The sequence below is a fragment of the Streptomyces sp. NPDC029152 genome, from assembly GCF_055564355.1.
Window position 1 is genome coordinate 1 of sequence record NZ_JBVHWR010000029.1, and the last position, 17073, is coordinate 17073.

The following is a 17073-nucleotide window of genomic DNA, read 5'->3' on the forward strand; positions in this document are numbered from 1 at the left end:
ACCAGACTACCACCCCCCCCTCCCCCCCCCCCCCCCCCCCCCCCCCCCCCCCCCCCCCCCCCCCCCCCCCCCCCCCCCCCCCCCCCCCCCCCCCGCGCCCGGGCCGTCCGGGGCTCAGGCGCCGCTCTCCCTGAGCATGTCCTCGCGCTCGACGAGCTTCACGCGCTCACGGCCCTGCGGCTCGCCCAGCGCCTTCTCCGCGGCGTCGAGCCGGTACCAGCCGTCCCACGTGGTGAAGCGGACGTTCCGCTCGGCGAGGAAGGCGTCCACGGCCTCCGGGCCGGGCGCGGCGGGCGTGTGCAGCCGGCCGTTCGCGTAGTCGTCCAGCAGGTTGGACACCGTCTCGTTGGCGTCGCCCTTGGTGTGGCCGATCAGGCCGACCGGGCCGCGCCGGATCCAGCCGGTGACGTACGTCGACTGCAGGTGCTCGCCGGACTCCTGGACGACGCGCCCGCCCTCGTCCGGGACCGTGCCCGAGTCGAGGTCCCAGGGCAGCTTGGGGAGCTGGTCGGACAGGTAGCCGACGGCCCGGTAGACCGCCTGGACGTCCCAGTCCTTGAACTCGCCGGTGCCCTTGACGTTGCCGGTGCCGTCCAGCGCGGTGCGCTCGGTGCGCAGGCCGACGACCTTGCCGTCCTCGCCGAGGATCTCGGTGGGCGACTCGAAGAAGTGCAGGAACAGCTTGTGCGGCCGGTCGCCGACGTCGCGGATCGCCCAGTTCTCCAGGGTCTTGGCGACCATGTCGGCCTGCTTGTTGCCACGCCGGGTCGCGATCGAGCCGTCGTCGTAGTCGATGTCCTCGGGGTCGACGATGACCTCGATGTTCGGGGAGTGGTCCAGCTCCCGCAGCTCCATCGGGCTGAACTTCGCCTGCGCCGGGCCACGGCGGCCGAAGACGTGGATCTCCAGGGCCTTGTTGGCCTTCAGGCCCTCGTAGACGTTCGGCGGGATCTCGGTCGGCAGCAGCTCGTCGGCCGTCTTGGCGAGGATGCGGGCCACGTCGAGGGCCACGTTGCCGACGCCGAGGACGGCGACCTTCTCCGCCTCCAGGGGCCAGGTGCGCGGCACGTCCGGGTGGCCGTCGTACCAGGACACGAAGTCGGCGGCGCCGTAGGAGCCGTCGAGGTCGATGCCGGGTACGGGCAGCGCCCGGTCGGCCGTGGCGCCCGTGGCGAATATCACGCCGTCGTAGAACGTGCGCAGGTCGTCCAGGCTGATGTCGGTGGGGTAGTCCACATTGCCGAAGAGGCGGATCTGCGGCTTGTCGAGCACCTGGTGCAGGGCGGTGATGATGCCCTTGATCCGCGGGTGGTCGGGGGCGACGCCGTAGCGGATGAGCCCGAACGGGGCGGGCATGCGCTCGAAGATGTCGATGGACACGCCGGGTTCGGCGGCCACCTCGGACTTGAGCAGGGCGTCGGCGGCGTAGATCCCGGCCGGGCCGGATCCGACGATGGCTACCCGCAGAGGGCGGGGCATGTTCAGGTTCCCTTCGAGCGGTGACAGATCGACTCTCGGGGAAGCCTAAGCTGAGGCAAGCCTAAGTCGGTACGCGGGTCCGGTCTATGAGGCCATAAGGACGGCTTATGGGATCTCATGGTCCGGCTTTGCGTCCCGGGTTTGGATCCGCGGTCACGGGTGACGCAGGCGTGGGGCGCGGCGAACGCGTTCCTCGTCCACCGCGTGAGGGGAGCCCGCGTGCACCGTCCGGACGACCGCCCGGAACCGAACCGGTGGCGGGCCCTGTGGGTGACACTGGTCGCCGGTTTCATGAGCCTGCTGGACGTGACGATCGTCGCCGTCGCCCTGCCGTCCATGCAGCGGGAACTGCACGCCTCCGCGGCGTCCGTGCAGTGGGTCGTGTCCGGATACGCCCTCACGTTCGCCCTGAGCCTGGTCACGGCCGGCCGGATCGGCGACGCGTTCGGCAGGCGCCGCGTCTTCCTCGCCGCCCTCGCCGCCTTCACGGTGTTCAGCGCCGCGGCGGGGGCCGCACCCGGCATCGGACTGCTGGTGGCCGCCCGGCTCGCCCAGGGAGTCGCCGCGGGCAGCCTCGCGCCGCAGAACTCGGCGCTGATCCAGCAGCTCTTCCGGGGCGCGGAGCGCGGACGCGCGTTCGGCCTCTTCGGCGCCACGGTGGGTGTCTCCAGCGCGGTGGGACCGGTCGTCGGCGGTGCGATCCTCGCCCTGGCAGGCCCGCAGGGCTGGCGGTGGATCTTCTACGTCAACGTCCCCGTCGGCGTGCTCGCGTTCCTGCTCGGCCTGCGCCTGCTGCCGCGGGTCGCTCCCGGCGGCCGGGGACGCCTGGACCCGGCGGGCGTCGTGCTCCTGGGCGCCGGGATCCTCGCCGTGATGCTGCCGCTGGTGCTCGCCGAAGCGGGCGGGGTGCGCCGTACGTGGTGGCTGTTCCCGGTGGGGCTGCTGGTCCTGCTCGCGTTCGCACGGTGGGAACGCCGCCTCGCCCGCCGGGGCGGGGCGCCGCTGCTGGACCCGGGGCTGCTCACCGGGACCCGCGGCTACGCCACCGGCGCGGGCCTGGGAGCCCTGTACTTCGTCGGGTTCAGCGGAGTGTGGCTCGTGTTCGCGCTCTTCTTCCAGAACGGACTGGGTTTCTCCCCCCTCATGTCCGGTCTGGCGGTGACCCCGTTCGCCGTGGGCTCCGCCGCCGCGGCGGCCGTCGCGGGCCGGCTGGTGGAGCGGCTGGGCCGGCTGCTGACCGTCTGGGGCCTCGTCGCCGTCATGGCGGGGCTCGGCACGACCGCGCTGGTGCTGTGGCTCGCGCCCTCCGGCCACGCCGCCTGGTTCGCGGCCCCGGCGCTGCTGGTGGGCGGGCTCGGCAGCGGCTGCGTGATCTCCCCGAACATCACGATGACGCTGCGGGACGTGCCGGTGCGGATGGCGGGCGCCGCCGGCGGCGCCCTGCAGACGGGGCAGCGTCTCGGCGCCGCCGTGGGCACCGCCGTGCTGCCGGGGCTGTTCTACCTGACGCTCGACGCCACCCACCGCGACTACCACGAGGCCATGGCCCTGTCGGTCGGCTCCGGCGTCGCCGCCATGCTGGGCGCGCTGACCGTCGCCGTCCTCGACCGGCGCCGGGACCGCGACGGCCGCGGCCGCCGTCGGCCCCGGGCGTCCCACCGGCACGCCCACGCGGGGCGGGGCTGAGGAAGCGGCCTCAGCGGCGCTTGCCGACCTTCCGCAGCATCTCCTGCGCCTGCGCGCGGCGGCGGGGGTCCGAGGCCGCGCGGCGCACCTGCTCCGCCGCCCTGCGGCCCTGCGGGCTGCGTGCGAACTGCTTGATCCGGTCCAGCATTCCGGCCATGACGTCCTCCGGGTCGACGGTTCTGCCGTGTCGTTGCCTGTCGCCGTCCTTGTACCCGGCGGCCCCCCGATCACCCCGGGGAGCCGTCCCGGCTCCGAACCGCCATGTTTGACACCGCCGGGACGGGCGACCCGCAGGACAGGACATCGCAACCCAACGCCGTGAGGAGAACAGTCGTGGCCGGCAACCAGAAGTCCAAGGCCAAGATGGAACAGGCCAAGGGGAAGGCGAAGGAGGCGGCGGGGCGTGCCGTCGGCAACGAGAGGATGACGGCCGAGGGCCGCGCCGAGCAGTCGAAGGGCGACGCACGCCAGGCCAAGGAGAAGGGCAAGGACGTGTTCCGGCACTGACGCCGGCGGCGGCGAAGCGGCATCACGCGGGCCGCGGAAGAGGGCGCGAGGCCCTCTTCCGCGGCCCGTCGCGGTGCCCGGCGGGATCAGTCGATGCGGTAGCCGTCGCCGTACACCCGCCAGTGCAGCGGCGGATCGAGGTCCAGGTTGCCCGCGCGCAGGAAGACACGCTGTGCCGTGTCGACCCGGCTGGTGTCGCTGTGCGCCGCCTCCTGCCTCATCGCCCACGCCCGCGCGTCGAGGAAGGCGTGCAGGTAGGTCACCTCGTCGCCGCCGAGGGCCGGGGGCCGGGCGTGGCGCAGGGCCCGCTCGCGGATCGCGGGGAAGCCGGCGCGGTCGTCGCCGCCGCCGTGCATCACGATCGCGTCGTAGTACGCGAACTGCCCGAGCGTCCGGAGCCCGTCCTCCGTGGCCCGCCGGACGGCCGGGCCGAAGTACACGCGGTCGCGTTCGTCGTCCTGCGCCCGGCAGAACTCCCGGTCGCGGGCCGCCCGGCGCCAGTCCTCGGGGAAGTCCGGGTCCAGACCCGCGTGCGAGTCGGTGCCGTCGACCGCGCGCAGCGCGGGCAGGTACCGGGCGAGAGCGTTGCCCGGTCTGCGGTCGGTGTAGAGCTCCACCAGGTCGAGCATGTCGCCGGTGCCGGAGCAGAAGCCGATGATGCCCGCGGTGTAACCGCGGCCGTCACCGATGTCCTCGATGTACGCGTACTGGGCCCTCCAGTCGAGCGAGGAGTTCTCGGCGCTCGACACCAGGCGCATGGCGATCTCCTTCTTCGCCGGGTCGCCGAGCCCCGCGGGGCGCCCGGGCGCCCCGCGCGACGGTCGCAGCGGGGGCGACGCCGTCGCCGGCGACGCGGAGGTCAGGGCGAGCAGGGCGCGACGCAGCACACCCCGGGGGCGCGCCGGATCGGGGGACGGGTGGTTCACGGGTTCTCCTGGTGTTCGGAACGACGGACGGCGCCGGCCCCGTCAGGGCACCGGCTGCTCCGCCCAGATGATCTTGCCGTCCGGCGTGTAGCGGGTGCCCCACCGCTCGGCGAGCTGCGCCACGAGGAACAGACCGCGCCCGCCCTCGTCGGTCATCGCCGCGTAGCGCAGGTGCGGCGAGGTGCTGCTGCTGTCGAACACCTCGCAGATCAGGCTGCGGTCGCGCAGCACCCGCACGTGGACGGTCTCACCGCCGTACCGGATCGCGTTGGTGACCAGCTCGCTCAGGATCAGCTCCGTCGTGAACGCCAGCTCGTCCAGCCCCCACTCCGCCAGCCGCCGCGTGACCTGCGCACGCACCTCGCCGACCGCGGCCGGGTCGTTCGGCACCCGCCACTCGGCGACCCGGTCCGGACCCAGCACGCGGGTCCTTGCCACGAGCAGGGCGATGTCGTCGCCCGGCCGGTCCGGGAGCCGGGCGTCGAGGACGGTCCGGCAGGTGTCCTCCGGCGACTCGCCCGCGGCCTCCAGCGCCCTGCGCAGCTGTTCGAGACCGACGTCGATGTCGTGCTCCCGGTCCTCCACGAGCCCGTCGGTGTACAGCACGATCCGGCTGCCCTCCGCCAGGTGCAGCTCGGTGGTCTCGAACGGCAGACCGCCCAGGCCCAGCGGGGGACCGGCGGGCACCTCGGGGAACTCCACGCCGCCGTCCGGGCGCACCAGGGCGGGCGGCGGATGACCGGCCCGGGCGATCACACAGGTGCCGGCGACCGGGTCGTAGACCGCGTAGAGGCAGGTCGCGCCGGTGACCGGGGCGCTGTCGTCCTCGGCGGCCTCGTCCTGGTCGATGCGGGCGACCAGCTCGTCGAGGAGGGTGAGCAGCTCGTCGGGCGGCAGATCCAGCGTGGAGAAGTTGTGCACCGCCGTCCGCAGCCGGCCCATGGTGGCCGCGGCGTGCAGTCCGTGGCCGACGACGTCGCCCACCACGAGCGCGACCCGGGCCCCGGAGAGCGGCAGCACGTCGAACCAGTCCCCGCCCACCCCCGCCTGCGCGGGCAGGTAACGGTGGGCGACGTCCAGGGCGTTCTGCTCGGGCATCCTGCGGGGCAGCAGACTCCGCTGGAGCGTCACCGCCATGCCGTGCTCGCGCGTGTAGCGGCGCGCGTTGTCGATGGAGACCGCGGCGCGCGCGACCAGTTCCTCGGCGAGAGCCAGGTCGTCCCCGTCGAACGGCGCGGGCCGCCGGCAGCGCCAGAAGCTGACCAGTCCGAGCACCAGGGCGCCCGCGCGCAGGGGCACGGTGATCAGCGAGTGGATGCCGTACTCCAGCACCCGGGCGGTGCGTTCGGGGTCCTGCGCGTGCCACCCCTCGGCGTGACGGAGGTCCGGTTCCAGGACCGGGCGGCCGGTGGCCAGGGCCCGGCCCTGCGGGGAGGAGGCCACGAAGCGGATCTGCCGTCCCACCGGGTAGAGCGGCACGTCCTCGCCGGCGCCGCTGAGCGCGGTGCGGCGCAGCGGGGTCACCGCCTCCGGCCGGCCGCCGCTCAGCACCGCGTCGAACAGGTCCACGGTGGCGTAGTCCGCGAACCGGGGAGCGGCCAGCTCCGTCAGCTCCTCCGCGGTCCGGGTGACGTCCAGGCCGGTGCCGATGCCCACCCCGGCGTCGTACAGCAGGTCCAGCCGTTCCCGGGCGGTCTCGGCACGGCCGGACAGGGCCCGCAGCTCCGTGGAGTCGCGCAGGGTGGCGACGCTGCCGGGCGGGCCGCCCCGCTCGTCCGTGGGCCGCAGGTTGATCGCCAGCAGCCGGTCCTTGACCAGGTGCACCTCGTCCGTGGCGGCCCGTCCGGAGTCCAGCAGCCGTGCCGTGTCGGCGGGCAGGCCGAGGTCCAGGACGTGCCGGCCCTCGGCGTCCGCGGGCAGGTCGAGCAGGCGGTGCGCCTCGTCGTTCGCGAGCAGCAGCCGGCCCTCCCCGCCGACGATGAGCACGCCCTCCCGGACGGAGTGCAGGACCGCGTCGTGGTGTTCGTACATCCGGGTCATCTCGTGCGGGCCCAGGCCGTGCGTCTGCCGCAGCAGCCGCCGGCTGACCAGCGCCGTGCCCGCCGTCGCCAGGGCGAGTCCCACGCCCGCGGCGATCAGCACCATCGGCAGCTGCCGGTCGGCGACGCCGCCCGCGTTCTCCGTCGTGATGCCGGCCGAGACCAGGCCGACGACCTTCCCGCCCGGTTCCTCGACCGGCACCACGGCCTGGACCAGCCGGCCTATGGTGCCGTCGATCTCCTCGACCACGGTCCGCCCGGCCAGCGCGGGGGCGATGTTCCCCACGAACCGCTTGCCGATGCGGTCGGGCACGGGATGGGTGTAGCGGACCCCGTCGGTGTTCAGGACGACGACGAAGTCCACGCCCGTCTCCTTGCGCACGGCCTCGGCCCGGGGCTGGAGCACCGCCGTGGGGTGGGGGCTGCGCAGCGCCTCGACCATGCCGGGGGAGTTCGCGAACGTCGCGGCCACGGCGACCGACCGGTTACGCGCCTCCACCGTGCTGTCGTGCTGCACCTGGAGCACCAGCGAGACCGCCGCCACCACCACGAGCAGCAGCACGATGACCACGTTCAGGACGAAGACCTGTCCGGCGACACTGCGCCCGGACAGCGCCGCCCGCAGCGCCGCGGACCGGCCCCGCCGCCCCGCCGCCGCTGCCCGCCGCGACCGGTCCGCGTCTCGCTGCCGGGCGAGCGAACCGATGGGACGACGGGGTGACCGCTCTCCCGATCGCCCCATCAGTCGGACCATGTGCCCATGTCTACACTGCCGGGCCGCCGGAGGCGAGGGGCGCCCGGCGGGGCGGGCCCCGCCCCGCCGGAACTCCTGCGGCCGGCCGGGCGGGAGACGGGCGGCGGGGCGATGCCGTCGTCGGTGCCGGACCGGACCGGCCCCGTCCGGCACACCCCACCGGGAAGGTCCGGTACCCGGGTGCGCCCGTGCGGGTGGCGCACGATCGGCGGCCGGCGCCCGGCGCGGAACCGTCGGGGCCGGGCGTACGGCCGGGTCATGATCTCCAGGTTGTGGCCGGCCGGATCGTCGAAGTACGTGCCCTGCCGCCGAACAGCCGGTCGATCCGGCCGGGTTCGGTGTGCCGGGATCCGCGTAGCACGTGACGCCGACCGCGTCCGGGCGGTCGGTCGTGCCGTCGAACCGTTCCTCGGGCACGAGGAACGCGTAGTGCTGCGGCTGGATCGGCTCGTCCCGCGTCTCGTAGTGGTCGAGGGTCACGCCGTTGTCGGGGTCGAGGGGCAGGAAGGGGCGGAACGGGGCGCCGACCTCCAGCCCGAGGGCCGCGGCGAGGAACCCGGCGGACAGCCGCCGGTCACGGGGGAGGACGGCGGTGGGGCCGGCTGCACGGTCGTGGCCGACGGCTCGGGGGAGCGCGGGTGCCACTGGTCGTCAGGCACGGGGGAAGGTCCCCGGGTCTCGGGTTCGGCGGCGCGGCGCCCGGTGTGCGGACACCTGGAACGAGGACGCGGAGAAGGGGGCGGGCCTCGGGCCCGCCGCGCGCTCACGCAGGTGCCGGGACCCTGACCTGTGCACGGCCCATGGCCGACCCGGCAGTCACGCGGCCAACGCTGCTTCCCCTCGCGGTCCGGGGCAACGCCGTTCGTGTCCCGCCACGGACCGCGGCCCGCCCGGAAAAAGGGTGTGTCCGGAGGAAGTTGGGGCAAAGGAGGGGGCGGCACCGGTTCGGTGCGTATCGTGAATCAGCGCGGGCCTTCGCTTCCCCTCCTGGGCCCCGGACCGGACGGTGAGGCTCCCTATGACTCCGGCGCACGGACCCGATGCCGCAGACGCCCCTGCCGTGTCCGCCGTGGCGGAGTTCAGGGGCGGATCGGCGATGATCCCCGCCGCCCGCGATGTCGTCCAGGGCTTCGTCGCGCGGCTCGGCGAGGCCGGTGTGAAGACGGCCGACACCTTCCTGGACGCCGCCCGCCTGGTCGTCAGCGAACTGGTGACGAACGCGGTCCGGCACGCGCCCGGCCCGTGCCGGCTGGCGCTGACACTGGTGGGGGACGGCGTGGAGATCGCGGTGCGGGACACGGGGGAGGGCTTCCCCACGTTCCTGCCGGGCGATCCCCTGCGCGTCGGCCGCCACGGCCTGGAGATCGTGACGCGCCTGTGCGACGAGGTCATCACCAGGCCGCACGCGACCGGCAAGACCGTCTTCGCGCGTCTGCCCCTGCGGTGACCCGCCCGCGCCGAGGCCCGGGCGCGCGGCCCTCAGCCGGCCAGGGCCTGCTCGACGGTGGGGTGACAGGCGATGAGCGTGTCGACCCCGACGAGCTGCAGGACGCGCAGGACGGCCTGCCGGGGCGCGGCGAGCCGGAAGAAGACGCCGCGGGCCTCGGCGGCCTGGTGGGCGGATATCAGCACGTTGATGCCGCTGGAGTCCAGGAAGGCGACCTCCGAGAGGTCGACCACGGTGCCCGGCGCCGTCTGCACGCAGGACAGCAGGACGTCGCGGAGCTGGTCGCTGCCGTCGAGGTCGACCTCTCCGGCGAGGCTGACGACGCTGACGTCACCGCCCGTGGTGGTACGGGTGATCAGCAGCCGCTCGGGTACTGCCGCTCCCTCGATGTCCGCCACGCTTCCCTCACTTCCCGCATATGCCCGGCCGTCGTCGGTGGCCTCGATGTTAAGGCTCTTCGGGGCCCGTGGGGGCCACTTGCGCAGACCGGAGAAGGGGTTCGGGCCGGTCCCGGCGGCTCGACGCGCGCGATGGCCGTCCTCTGACTACCGTCGAGATGTGGTGGCTCACACATTCGAGGAGCTCGTGCAGAAGCGCCGCGCGGCCGACCAGGCACACCACCGGGTCGAGGAGCTGCGCGACTCGTACGGGCCTCCTACGCAGCAACAGTGGACCCGACGGCAGTCGCACACGTACGAGACCGCCGTACGGGCATGGCGCGACCTGGACCGGGACGCGCAGACCGCGATGACGGAGTACGTCAAGGAGGAGGGACAGTCCCGGAACAAGCTCGAGGCCGAGGTCCGCGAGGCCGTCCAGGACGGGCGGCCGGGGACCTGACGCGGCTTGTCGCCCGCCTCGTCACGGGCACAGGCGGCCACGCGCCCCGTGGCCGCCTGTTCCGCGCCCGGGCCCCGGCCCGGGCCCGGACCCGGGCCGGGGACGGGGCACGGGTCCGGGCCGGGGCGCGCCCGCGGAGCCGCGGCCCGCTCAGTCCCGCCGGATCGCGGTCCCGCCGACGAGGTCGCGTACGGCGGCCAGCGCCGCGGCCCGGTCCGCGGGCACCAGGCCGATGCGGGTGCGCCGGTCGAGCAGATCGGCCTCGTCGAGGGCTCCTTCGTGCCGCAGGGCCCACACCAGCTCCGCCCCGGTGACGGGGTGGCCGGGCAGCACGCGCTCGCCGAGCCGGGGGTCCAGGTCGGCCAGGGCCTGCACGGCCGGTGCCTCCGTGCCGTAGAGACGCACCAGGCGGCGCGGTGCCCGCAGCGCGGCGAGGACGTGCGGCGCGGCGGCGCCGACCAGCGGCAGCGCGGCCGTGGTGGAGGGCCCGGCGGCGAGGCGCCGGGCGGTGACGGCGGCGTCCACGGCGTCCTCGGCCATGCGCCGGTACGTGGTGAGCTTGCCGCCGACGACGGTGATCACGCCCTCCGGCGAGGTGAGCACGGCGTGCCGGCGGGAGACGTCCGCGGTCCGGGCCCCGGCGCCGGGACGGTCCTGCGGGGTGGTGTCCAGCAGGGGGCGCAGACCCGCGAAGGCGCCGACCACGTCCTCGCGGTGCACGGGCACGTCCAGGACCGAGCCGAGCACGTCGAGCAGGAAGCCGACGTCGGTCTCCGGCACCTCGGGGACGTCCGGGACCGGGCCGTCCACGGGCTCGTCGGTCAGCCCGACGTAGACCCGGCCGTCGCCCTGGGGCAGGACGAGGACGAAGCGGTTGGTCTCCCCGGGGATCGGGACGTGCAGTCCCGCGGGCAGCGGGCCGAGGGTCTCCGAACGCAGCACCAGGTGGGTGCCGCGGGAGGGCCGGACCCGGATGCCGTCCACGAGGCCGCCGGCCCACACCCCGGAGGCGTTGACCACCGCGCGGGCGCGGATCTCCCCCGTCTCGCCGGTGAGCTCGTCCCGTACCCGGGCGCCGGACGCCGTGAGCTCCAGCGCCCGCACCCGGGTCAGGATCCGGGCACCGTGCGCGGCGGCGGTGCGGGCCAGGGCGGTCACCAGCCGGGCGTCGTCGGTGAGCCGCCCGTCCCAGGACAGCAGGCCGCCGCGCAGCCCGGCGGGGCGCAGCGCCGGGGCGAGGTGGCGGGTCTCCACGGCGGACAGCCGGCGCGGCGCGGGGAGCGTGGCCCGGGCCGTGCGCGCCGCCAGTCGCAGGGTGTCGCCGGCCCGGAACCCCGCCCAGGCCAGCGTGGCCCGGGAACGGGGGACCAGGGGCGTCAGCGGCAGCACGAACGGCTGGGCCCGCACCAGGTGCGGGGCGGTGCGCTCCATCAGCACGCCGCGCTCCACCGCGCTCTCGTGGGCGACGTCGAGCTGGGCGGAGGCGAGGTAGCGCAGGCCGCCGTGGATGAGCTTCGAGCTCCACCGGGAGGTGCCGAAGGCCAGGTCGTGGGCGTCCACGGCGACGACGCCCAGGCCCCGGGCCGCGGCGTCCAGGGCCGCGCCGGCGCCGGTCGCGCCGAGTCCGACGACCAGGACGTCGACGACCGGGCCGCCGACGGCCTCGGCCAGTTCCCGCGAGCGCCGGGCGGCGGACAGGGAGGCGCCGGCGGCGGGACCGCTGGTGGGGTTCATGGGGTGAGGGTCCTCTCGAGGATGGTCCGCAGCTCCGCGAGGAAGGCCGCGCCGGTCAGGTCGGGGTCGTCCTCGTCGGTCATGGTCCGCAGGGACAGGGCGTAGGACTGCACGACCAGCAGCACGGACCGCGCCTGCCGCTCGGGGTGCGCCGCGCGCACCGAGCCGTCGGCGTGCCCCTCCCGCAGCGCGGCGGCCAGCAGCTCCAGCAGGGCCTCCTGGCTCGCCCCGCGACGGTCCAGCACGTAGGGCAGCAGCAGCTCGGGATCGACGTCGACGATCTTGCGGAAGAGCGGATGGTCGCGGAACGCCTCCACCCCCGTGACCAGCCCCTCGACGAGGCGCGAGCGCGTGTCCAGCCCGGGCCGGGGCTCGGGGACGGCCCCCGTGGCGACGGCGATCCACTCCCGGGTCATCAGGTCGCCGACCAGGGACCGCACGTCCGGCCACCGCCGGTAGAGCGTCATCCGGGAGACACCGGCGCGGCGGGCCACGTCGGTCATGGTCGTGCGGCGGACGCCGACGGCCAGGACGCAGTCGCGTACGGCGTCGAGCACCGTGTCGTTGTCCGAGGAGTTCGGCCGGCTCGCGTGGTTGTGACGATTGGGCGCCATGTGTAACAGTGTAACGCCAGTGGGGCCGCGCGGGCGGCATCCCGCAACGACCGGTGAGGACGACAGGCAATGGACATGCTGTGGAACGGCTGGGGCGACCCGGCCCGGGCGACGCCGCTGCCCGACACCGTGACCGGGCTGCTGCGCGATCTGCTCGGCGTCGAGGGGAACGGCACCGCCCCCGTCCGCCTGGAGGAGATCGGCCTCCCCGCCGCACTGGACGGCCCGGCCCGCCACGCGCTGCTCGCCGCCGTCGGCGACCGCGCGGACCGCGTGCGCACGGACACCGTGTCGCGCGTCCGGCACACCCGCGGCAAGTCCACGCCCGACCTGCTGCGCATGCGGCGGGGCGACGTCCGCGACACCCCGGCCGCCGTCGTCCTGCCCGGCAGCCACGACGAGGTGCTCGCGGTCCTGCGGGCCTGCGCCGAACACGGCCTGGCGCTCGTCCCGTTCGGCGGCGGCACCTCCGTGGTCGGCGGCCTCGCCCCCGCCCGGCCGGGCCCCTTCGTCGCCCTGGACCTGCGGCACATGAACCGCCTGCTCGACCTCGACCCGGTCTCCCGCACCGCCACGCTGCAACCCGGCCTGCGCGCCCCCGAGGCCGAGGCCCTCCTCGCGGAACACGGCTACACCCTCGGCCACTTCCCCCAGTCCTACGAGTGGGCGACCGTCGGCGGCTTCGCCGCGACCCGCTCCAGCGGCCAGGCCTCCGCCGGGTACGGACGCTTCGACGACATGGTGCTGGGCCTGACCCTCGCCACCCCCGAGGGCACCCTGGACACGGGCCGCGCCCCCCGCTCGGCGGCCGGCCCCGACCTGCGCCAGCTCGTGCTGGGCTCGGAAGGCGCGTTCGGCGTCATCACCTCCGTGACCGTGCGCGTCCGGCCGGTGCCGGACGTCCGCCGCTACGAGGGCTGGCGCTTCGCCTCCTTCGACGGGGGCGCCGCCGCCCTGCGCCGGCTCGCCCAGGACGGCCCGCGCCCGACGGTGCTGCGGCTGTCCGACGAGACCGAGACCCTGATCGGCCTGGCCCAGCCCGACGCCATCGGCGCCTCCCTCGCCGAGCCGGACGCCGGATGCCTCGCGATCGTCGGTTTCGAGGGCACCGAGCAGGACACCGCGCACCGCCGCGAGGCGGCGGCGGCCGTGCTCGCCGAGTGCGGCGGCGTGTTCGCCGGCGACGAACCGGGGGAGCGGTGGGCGCACGGCCGGTACTCCGCGCCCTACCTGCGCGACTCCCTGCTGGACGCCGGGGCGCTCGCCGAGACCCTGGAGACGGCGGCCTACTGGTCCCGGATCCCCGGGCTGTACGCGGCCGTCCGCGACGCGCTCACCACGACGCTCACCGAGGCCGGCACCCCGCCGCTGGTCATGTGCCACATCTCGCACGTCTACGAGAACGGCGCCTCCCTGTACTTCACCGTCGTCTGCGCCCGGGGCGACGACGCCGTGGCGCACTGGACCCGGGCCAAGCACGCCGCCAACGAGGCGATCCTCGCCGCCGGCGGCACCATCACCCACCACCACGCGGTCGGCACCGACCACCGCGACTGGTACCTCCGGGAGGCCGGTCCCCTCGGCATCGAGGCCCTGCGCGCCGTCAAACGGCGTCTGGACCCGGCCGGACTGCTCAACCCGGGCGTCCTGCTGCCCGCCGACTGAGCCCGGCCGGCCGGGCCCGCCCGCCCACCGCTCCCACGGGCCGGGCCCGCACGGCCCGTGGGACGCGCCCCGTGAGACAACAGTCCGGCACCACCCGTCAGCCCGGAGGCACATCGATGCGACAGTTCACCGCCGTCGTCAACCCCACCGCCGGCGGCGCCACCTCCGCCGCCGCGCTGCTCGGGGTGGCCCGGCTGCTGCGGGAGGCGGGCGCCGGACTGGAGACCGAGTACAGCCGCAGCCTCGCGCACGCCCGGGACGTCGCCCGGCAGGCCGGACGGCGGGGCCGGGTGGTGCTCGCCGTCGGCGGGGACGGCATGGCCGGCGGCATCGGCGGCGCCCTCAGCGGCACCGGGACGGTCCTCGGCCTCGTCCCGGCCGGCCGCGGCAACGACTTCGCCCGTGCCCTGGGCCTGCCCGCCGAGCCCGAGGCCCTCGCCGAGCTGCTGCTGCGCGGCGAGCCGCGCCCCGTCGACACCATCGAGGTCACCTCCGCCGTCCACGACCGCACCGTCGTGCTCGGCAGCCTCTACGCGGGGGTCGACGCGCTCGCCAACCGCCACGCCAACCACGCGCGCCTGCTGCGCGGCACCGCCTCCTACTACGTGGGAGCCCTGCGCGCCATCACCACCTGGCGGCCCACCCGCTACCGGGTCACCGTCGACGGACGGGAGCACGCCTTCACCGGTTACACGGTGGTGGCCGCCAACTCCGGCTACTACGGCTCCAACCGCCTCATCGCCCCAGCCGCCCGGGTCGACGACGGCCTGCTGGAGGTCGTGATGATCCACCACGCGCCCCGGCGGCTGTTCTTCGCCCTGATGAACGAACTCGCCACCGGCGCCCACGTCCACCGCCCCCAGGTGCACGTCCTGCGCGGGAAGGAGGTCCGGGTCGAGGCCGACCGGGCCGTACCCTACGGCGCCGACGGCGAGGTGGAGGCCGTCGTCCCCGTGACGGCCAGGGTGCTTCCCGGGGCGCTGCGCGTCCTGTGCTGAACGTGCCGCGGGGCCGGCCGCCGACACCGGCGACCGGCCCCGCGCCCGTACGGATCAGCCCCGGGGCGTGGTGAAGCGTTCCCACACCCGGTGCGAGCCCAGCAGCCGCGTCACCTGCTCCAGCGCCGCCGTGCCGGAGTCGGCGACGACCACGCCGGGGGCGTCGGCGGGCACACCCGACGCGTCGAGCGCGGCCTCGCCGCCCGCCCAGACCCCGATCGCCTTGCCGTGCCGGAACGCCTCCGACAGCAGCAGGCTCACCCGCGGGTCGATCGTCCCCGGCCCGGTGGGCGCCGGAGCCGCCTTGTAGTCCCGCGGCGTGTACGCGTCGCCGCCCATCGCGGGCGTCCCCGCCACCAGGACGGCGTCGAACTCCACGGAGCGCGCGGTGACGTAGCTGCGCTGCACCGTCACCGCCCCGTCGCCCGAGCCGAGGGTGCCGCCGGTCGGCGCCACCACGAGCGGCACCATCCCGGCGTTCAGCACCGCCTCCCGCACGGCCGTCACGCCCTCCAGGTCGGCGCCGCTGGTCACGATGCCGACGACGCGGCCCTCGACCGGCCAGGTCCTGCCGACCTGGGACAGCGCCGGGCTCGGCTCGACGTCGGCCAGCGGCACGGTGGGCGCGGGGGCGGGCAGGCCGAGGCCCTCGGCGACGCCCGCGCACAGCTCGGGGTCGATGTTGGCCAGCACCTGCAGCGTCCGCTCCCTGATGGACTGCTCGTAGCACTTGCCCAGTTCGAAGGTGTACGCGCCGATGATGTGTTCGCGCTCCACCGGGCTCATGCTCAGCCAGAACCGGCGCGGCTGGCTGAAGTGGTCCGCGAAGGTCTCCGGCGCCTCCCGGACCTTCGAGGCCTGCGGGATCGTGACCGGCGCCTCGACGTACGCGCCCATGTCCGCTCCGGCGGTGAACGGACAGCCGCCGTCGAGGGAGTTGGGCCGGTAGGGCGCGACACCCCGGTGCACCGCCGTCTGGTGCATCCCGTCCCGCAGCATGTCGTTGACCGGCGCGTGCGGCCGGTTGATCGGCAGCTGCGGGAAGTTGGGGCCGCCCAGGCGCGTGATCTGCGTGTCCAGGTAGGAGAACAGCCGTCCGGCCAGCAGCGGGTCGTCGGTGACGTCGATGCCCGGCACCAGGTGACCGACGTGGAAGGCGACCTGCTCCGTTTCCGCGAAGAAGTTGGACGGGTTGCGGTTCAGCGTCAGCAGGCCGACCGGCTGCACCGGCGCCAGCTCCTCGGGCACGAGGTTCGTCGGGTCCAACAGGTCGATGCCCTCGAAGGTCTGCTCCGGGGTGTCCGGGAACGTCTGGATGCCCAGCTCCCACTGCGGGTACGCGCCCGCCTCGATCGCGTCGGCCAGGTCCCGGCGGTGGAAGTCCGGGTCGACGCCGTTGATGATCTGCGCCTCGTCCCACACCAGGGAGTGCACACCCAGCTTGGGCTTCCAGTGGAACTTCGCCAGCGTCGTCTCACCGGCCGCGTTGACCAGCCGGAAGGTGTGGACGCCGAAGCCCTCCATCATCCGGTAGGACCGCGGGATGCCGCGGTCGCCCATGAAGAAGATGGTGTGGTGGGTCGCCTCGGTGTGCAGCGACACGAAGTCCCAGAACGTGTCGTGCGCGCTCTGCGCCTGCGGGATCTCCCGGTCCGGGTGCGGCTTCGCGGCGTGCACGACGTCCGGGAACTTGATGGCGTCCTGGATGAAGAAGACCGGGATGTTGTTGCCGACCAGGTCGAAGACGCCCTCGCTGGTGTAGAACTTCGTCGCGAAACCGCGCGTGTCCCGCACGGTGTCCGCGGAGCCGCGCGAGCCGACCACCGTGGAGAAGCGGGTGAACACCGGCGTCTCCACGTCCGCCGCGAGGAAGCCCGCCTTGGTCACCGAGGCCGCGGTGCCGTAGCTCTGGAACACGCCGTGCGCGCCCGCGCCCCGGGCGTGGACCACGCGCTCCGGGATGCGCTCGTGGTCGAAGTGCATGACCTTCTCGCGCAGGTGGTGGTCCTGCAGCAGCACCGGCCCGCGCGGCCCGGCCTTCAGCGAGTGGTCCGTGTCGTACAGCCGTGTGCCCTGCGCGTTCGTCAGGTAGCTCCCGGACTGGGCGACCCGGGCCTGGTCGGCACCGGTCGGCTGCCCGGTCGGCGACACCGTGTCCGGACCGCTCTGGTCCGGCTTCGGGGGCAGCGGGTCGCGGGGGGCGGTGGGTTCGGCGACCGGCGGCGACTCGGGGCCGGGCTTGCCGGGCACCCCGTCCGCCGGTCCGCCGCCCTCTCCCCGCAGGGTGTCGGTGACCTTGTGGGCTACCCGCTTGATGGGGTTGGCCTCGCTCATCAGCCTTGTCTCCGTTCTGGGCGGGCCGCTGCACGCGGCCGGTCGTCTTC

14 protein-coding genes and 1 pseudogene are annotated in these 17073 nt (G+C 74.9%); 6 read left to right on the plus strand and 9 right to left on the minus strand.

Going from position 1 to position 17073, the window contains the following annotated elements; all coding sequences use genetic code 11:
* Positions 1–114 precede the first annotated feature (114 nt).
* Entirely contained in the window at positions 115–1479 is a 1365-nt protein-coding gene (locus ACZ4V6_RS33725; protein WP_467834707.1) for an FAD-dependent oxidoreductase, read from the minus strand.
* Positions 1480–1698: 219 nt separating this feature from the next.
* Between ACZ4V6_RS33725 and ACZ4V6_RS33730 the strand changes: the two genes are divergently transcribed.
* Positions 1699–3165 (plus strand): MFS transporter, encoded by a 1467-nt coding sequence (locus tag ACZ4V6_RS33730; RefSeq protein ID WP_467834709.1) that lies wholly within the window; start codon positions 1699–1701, stop codon positions 3163–3165.
* A 10-nt stretch (positions 3166–3175) separates the two neighbouring features.
* On the opposite strand, the gene ACZ4V6_RS33735 is transcribed toward ACZ4V6_RS33730, so the two are convergent.
* Positions 3176–3322: a hypothetical protein gene (locus tag ACZ4V6_RS33735; protein WP_467834711.1), complete on the minus strand. Its 147-nt coding sequence runs from the start codon at positions 3320–3322 to the stop codon at positions 3176–3178.
* Positions 3323–3498: 176 nt separating this feature from the next.
* Here ACZ4V6_RS33735 and ACZ4V6_RS33740 point away from each other — a divergent pair, with 176 nt between their 5' ends.
* Positions 3499–3672, plus strand: a complete 174-nt coding sequence (locus tag ACZ4V6_RS33740; RefSeq protein WP_189232717.1) for a CsbD family protein — start codon at positions 3499–3501, stop codon at positions 3670–3672.
* An 86-nt stretch (positions 3673–3758) separates the two neighbouring features.
* Here ACZ4V6_RS33740 and ACZ4V6_RS33745 read toward each other — a convergent pair whose 3' ends face one another.
* The 3 genes and pseudogenes from ACZ4V6_RS33745 to ACZ4V6_RS33755 all read right to left on the minus strand — a co-directional run.
* Complete coding sequence (locus ACZ4V6_RS33745) at positions 3759–4598, minus strand: chitosanase (RefSeq protein ID WP_467834713.1); 840 nt, start codon at positions 4596–4598, stop codon at positions 3759–3761.
* A gap of 42 nt (positions 4599–4640) precedes the next feature.
* Positions 4641–7391 carry a SpoIIE family protein phosphatase gene (locus ACZ4V6_RS33750; RefSeq protein ID WP_467834715.1) on the minus strand — a complete coding sequence of 917 codons (2751 nt, stop codon included), beginning with the start codon at positions 7389–7391 and terminating at the stop codon, positions 4641–4643.
* A 236-nt stretch (positions 7392–7627) separates the two neighbouring features.
* Positions 7628–7999: pseudogene (locus ACZ4V6_RS33755) on the minus strand (VOC family protein); the annotation flags it as partial.
* Positions 8000–8460: 461 nt separating this feature from the next.
* Between ACZ4V6_RS33755 and ACZ4V6_RS33760 the strand changes: the two are divergent.
* Complete coding sequence (locus ACZ4V6_RS33760; RefSeq protein ID WP_467834717.1) at positions 8461–8838, plus strand: ATP-binding protein; 378 nt, start codon at positions 8461–8463, stop codon at positions 8836–8838.
* A gap of 32 nt (positions 8839–8870) precedes the next feature.
* Here the strand turns inward: ACZ4V6_RS33760 and ACZ4V6_RS33765 are convergent, their stop codons facing one another.
* Positions 8871–9236 carry an STAS domain-containing protein gene (locus ACZ4V6_RS33765; protein ID WP_467834718.1) on the minus strand — a complete coding sequence of 122 codons (366 nt, stop codon included), beginning with the start codon at positions 9234–9236 and terminating at the stop codon, positions 8871–8873.
* A 163-nt stretch (positions 9237–9399) separates the two neighbouring features.
* On the opposite strand from ACZ4V6_RS33765, the gene ACZ4V6_RS33770 reads away from it, so the two are divergent.
* Positions 9400–9678 carry a hypothetical protein gene (locus ACZ4V6_RS33770; RefSeq protein ID WP_467834776.1) on the plus strand — a complete coding sequence of 93 codons (279 nt, stop codon included), beginning with the start codon at positions 9400–9402 and terminating at the stop codon, positions 9676–9678.
* A 150-nt stretch (positions 9679–9828) separates the two neighbouring features.
* On the opposite strand, the gene ACZ4V6_RS33775 is transcribed toward ACZ4V6_RS33770, so the two are convergent.
* Together ACZ4V6_RS33775 and ACZ4V6_RS33780 are read right to left on the minus strand one after the other, a co-directional pair.
* Positions 9829–11412, minus strand: a complete 1584-nt coding sequence (locus tag ACZ4V6_RS33775) for a glycerol-3-phosphate dehydrogenase/oxidase (protein ID WP_467834719.1) — start codon at positions 11410–11412, stop codon at positions 9829–9831.
* A complete protein-coding gene (locus ACZ4V6_RS33780; RefSeq protein WP_467834720.1) occupies positions 11409–12026 on the minus strand; it encodes a TetR/AcrR family transcriptional regulator in 618 nt (205 codons plus the stop codon). Before ACZ4V6_RS33780 ends, ACZ4V6_RS33775 begins: the two co-directional genes overlap by 4 nt.
* Positions 12027–12095: 69 nt before the next feature.
* Between ACZ4V6_RS33780 and ACZ4V6_RS33785 the strand changes: the two genes are divergently transcribed.
* Positions 12096–13691, plus strand: coding sequence for an FAD-binding oxidoreductase (locus tag ACZ4V6_RS33785; protein WP_467834722.1), 1596 nt, complete (start codon positions 12096–12098; stop codon positions 13689–13691).
* Between the two features lie 116 nt (positions 13692–13807).
* A complete protein-coding gene (locus ACZ4V6_RS33790; RefSeq protein ID WP_467834724.1) occupies positions 13808–14689 on the plus strand; it encodes a YegS/Rv2252/BmrU family lipid kinase in 882 nt (293 codons plus the stop codon).
* Positions 14690–14743: 54 nt separating this feature from the next.
* Here the strand turns inward: ACZ4V6_RS33790 and ACZ4V6_RS33795 are convergent, their stop codons facing one another.
* On the minus strand, positions 14744–17023 hold the full coding sequence (locus ACZ4V6_RS33795) for a catalase (RefSeq protein WP_467834725.1): 2280 nt from the start codon (positions 17021–17023) through the stop codon (positions 14744–14746).
* Between the last annotated feature and the right edge of the window lie 50 nt (positions 17024–17073).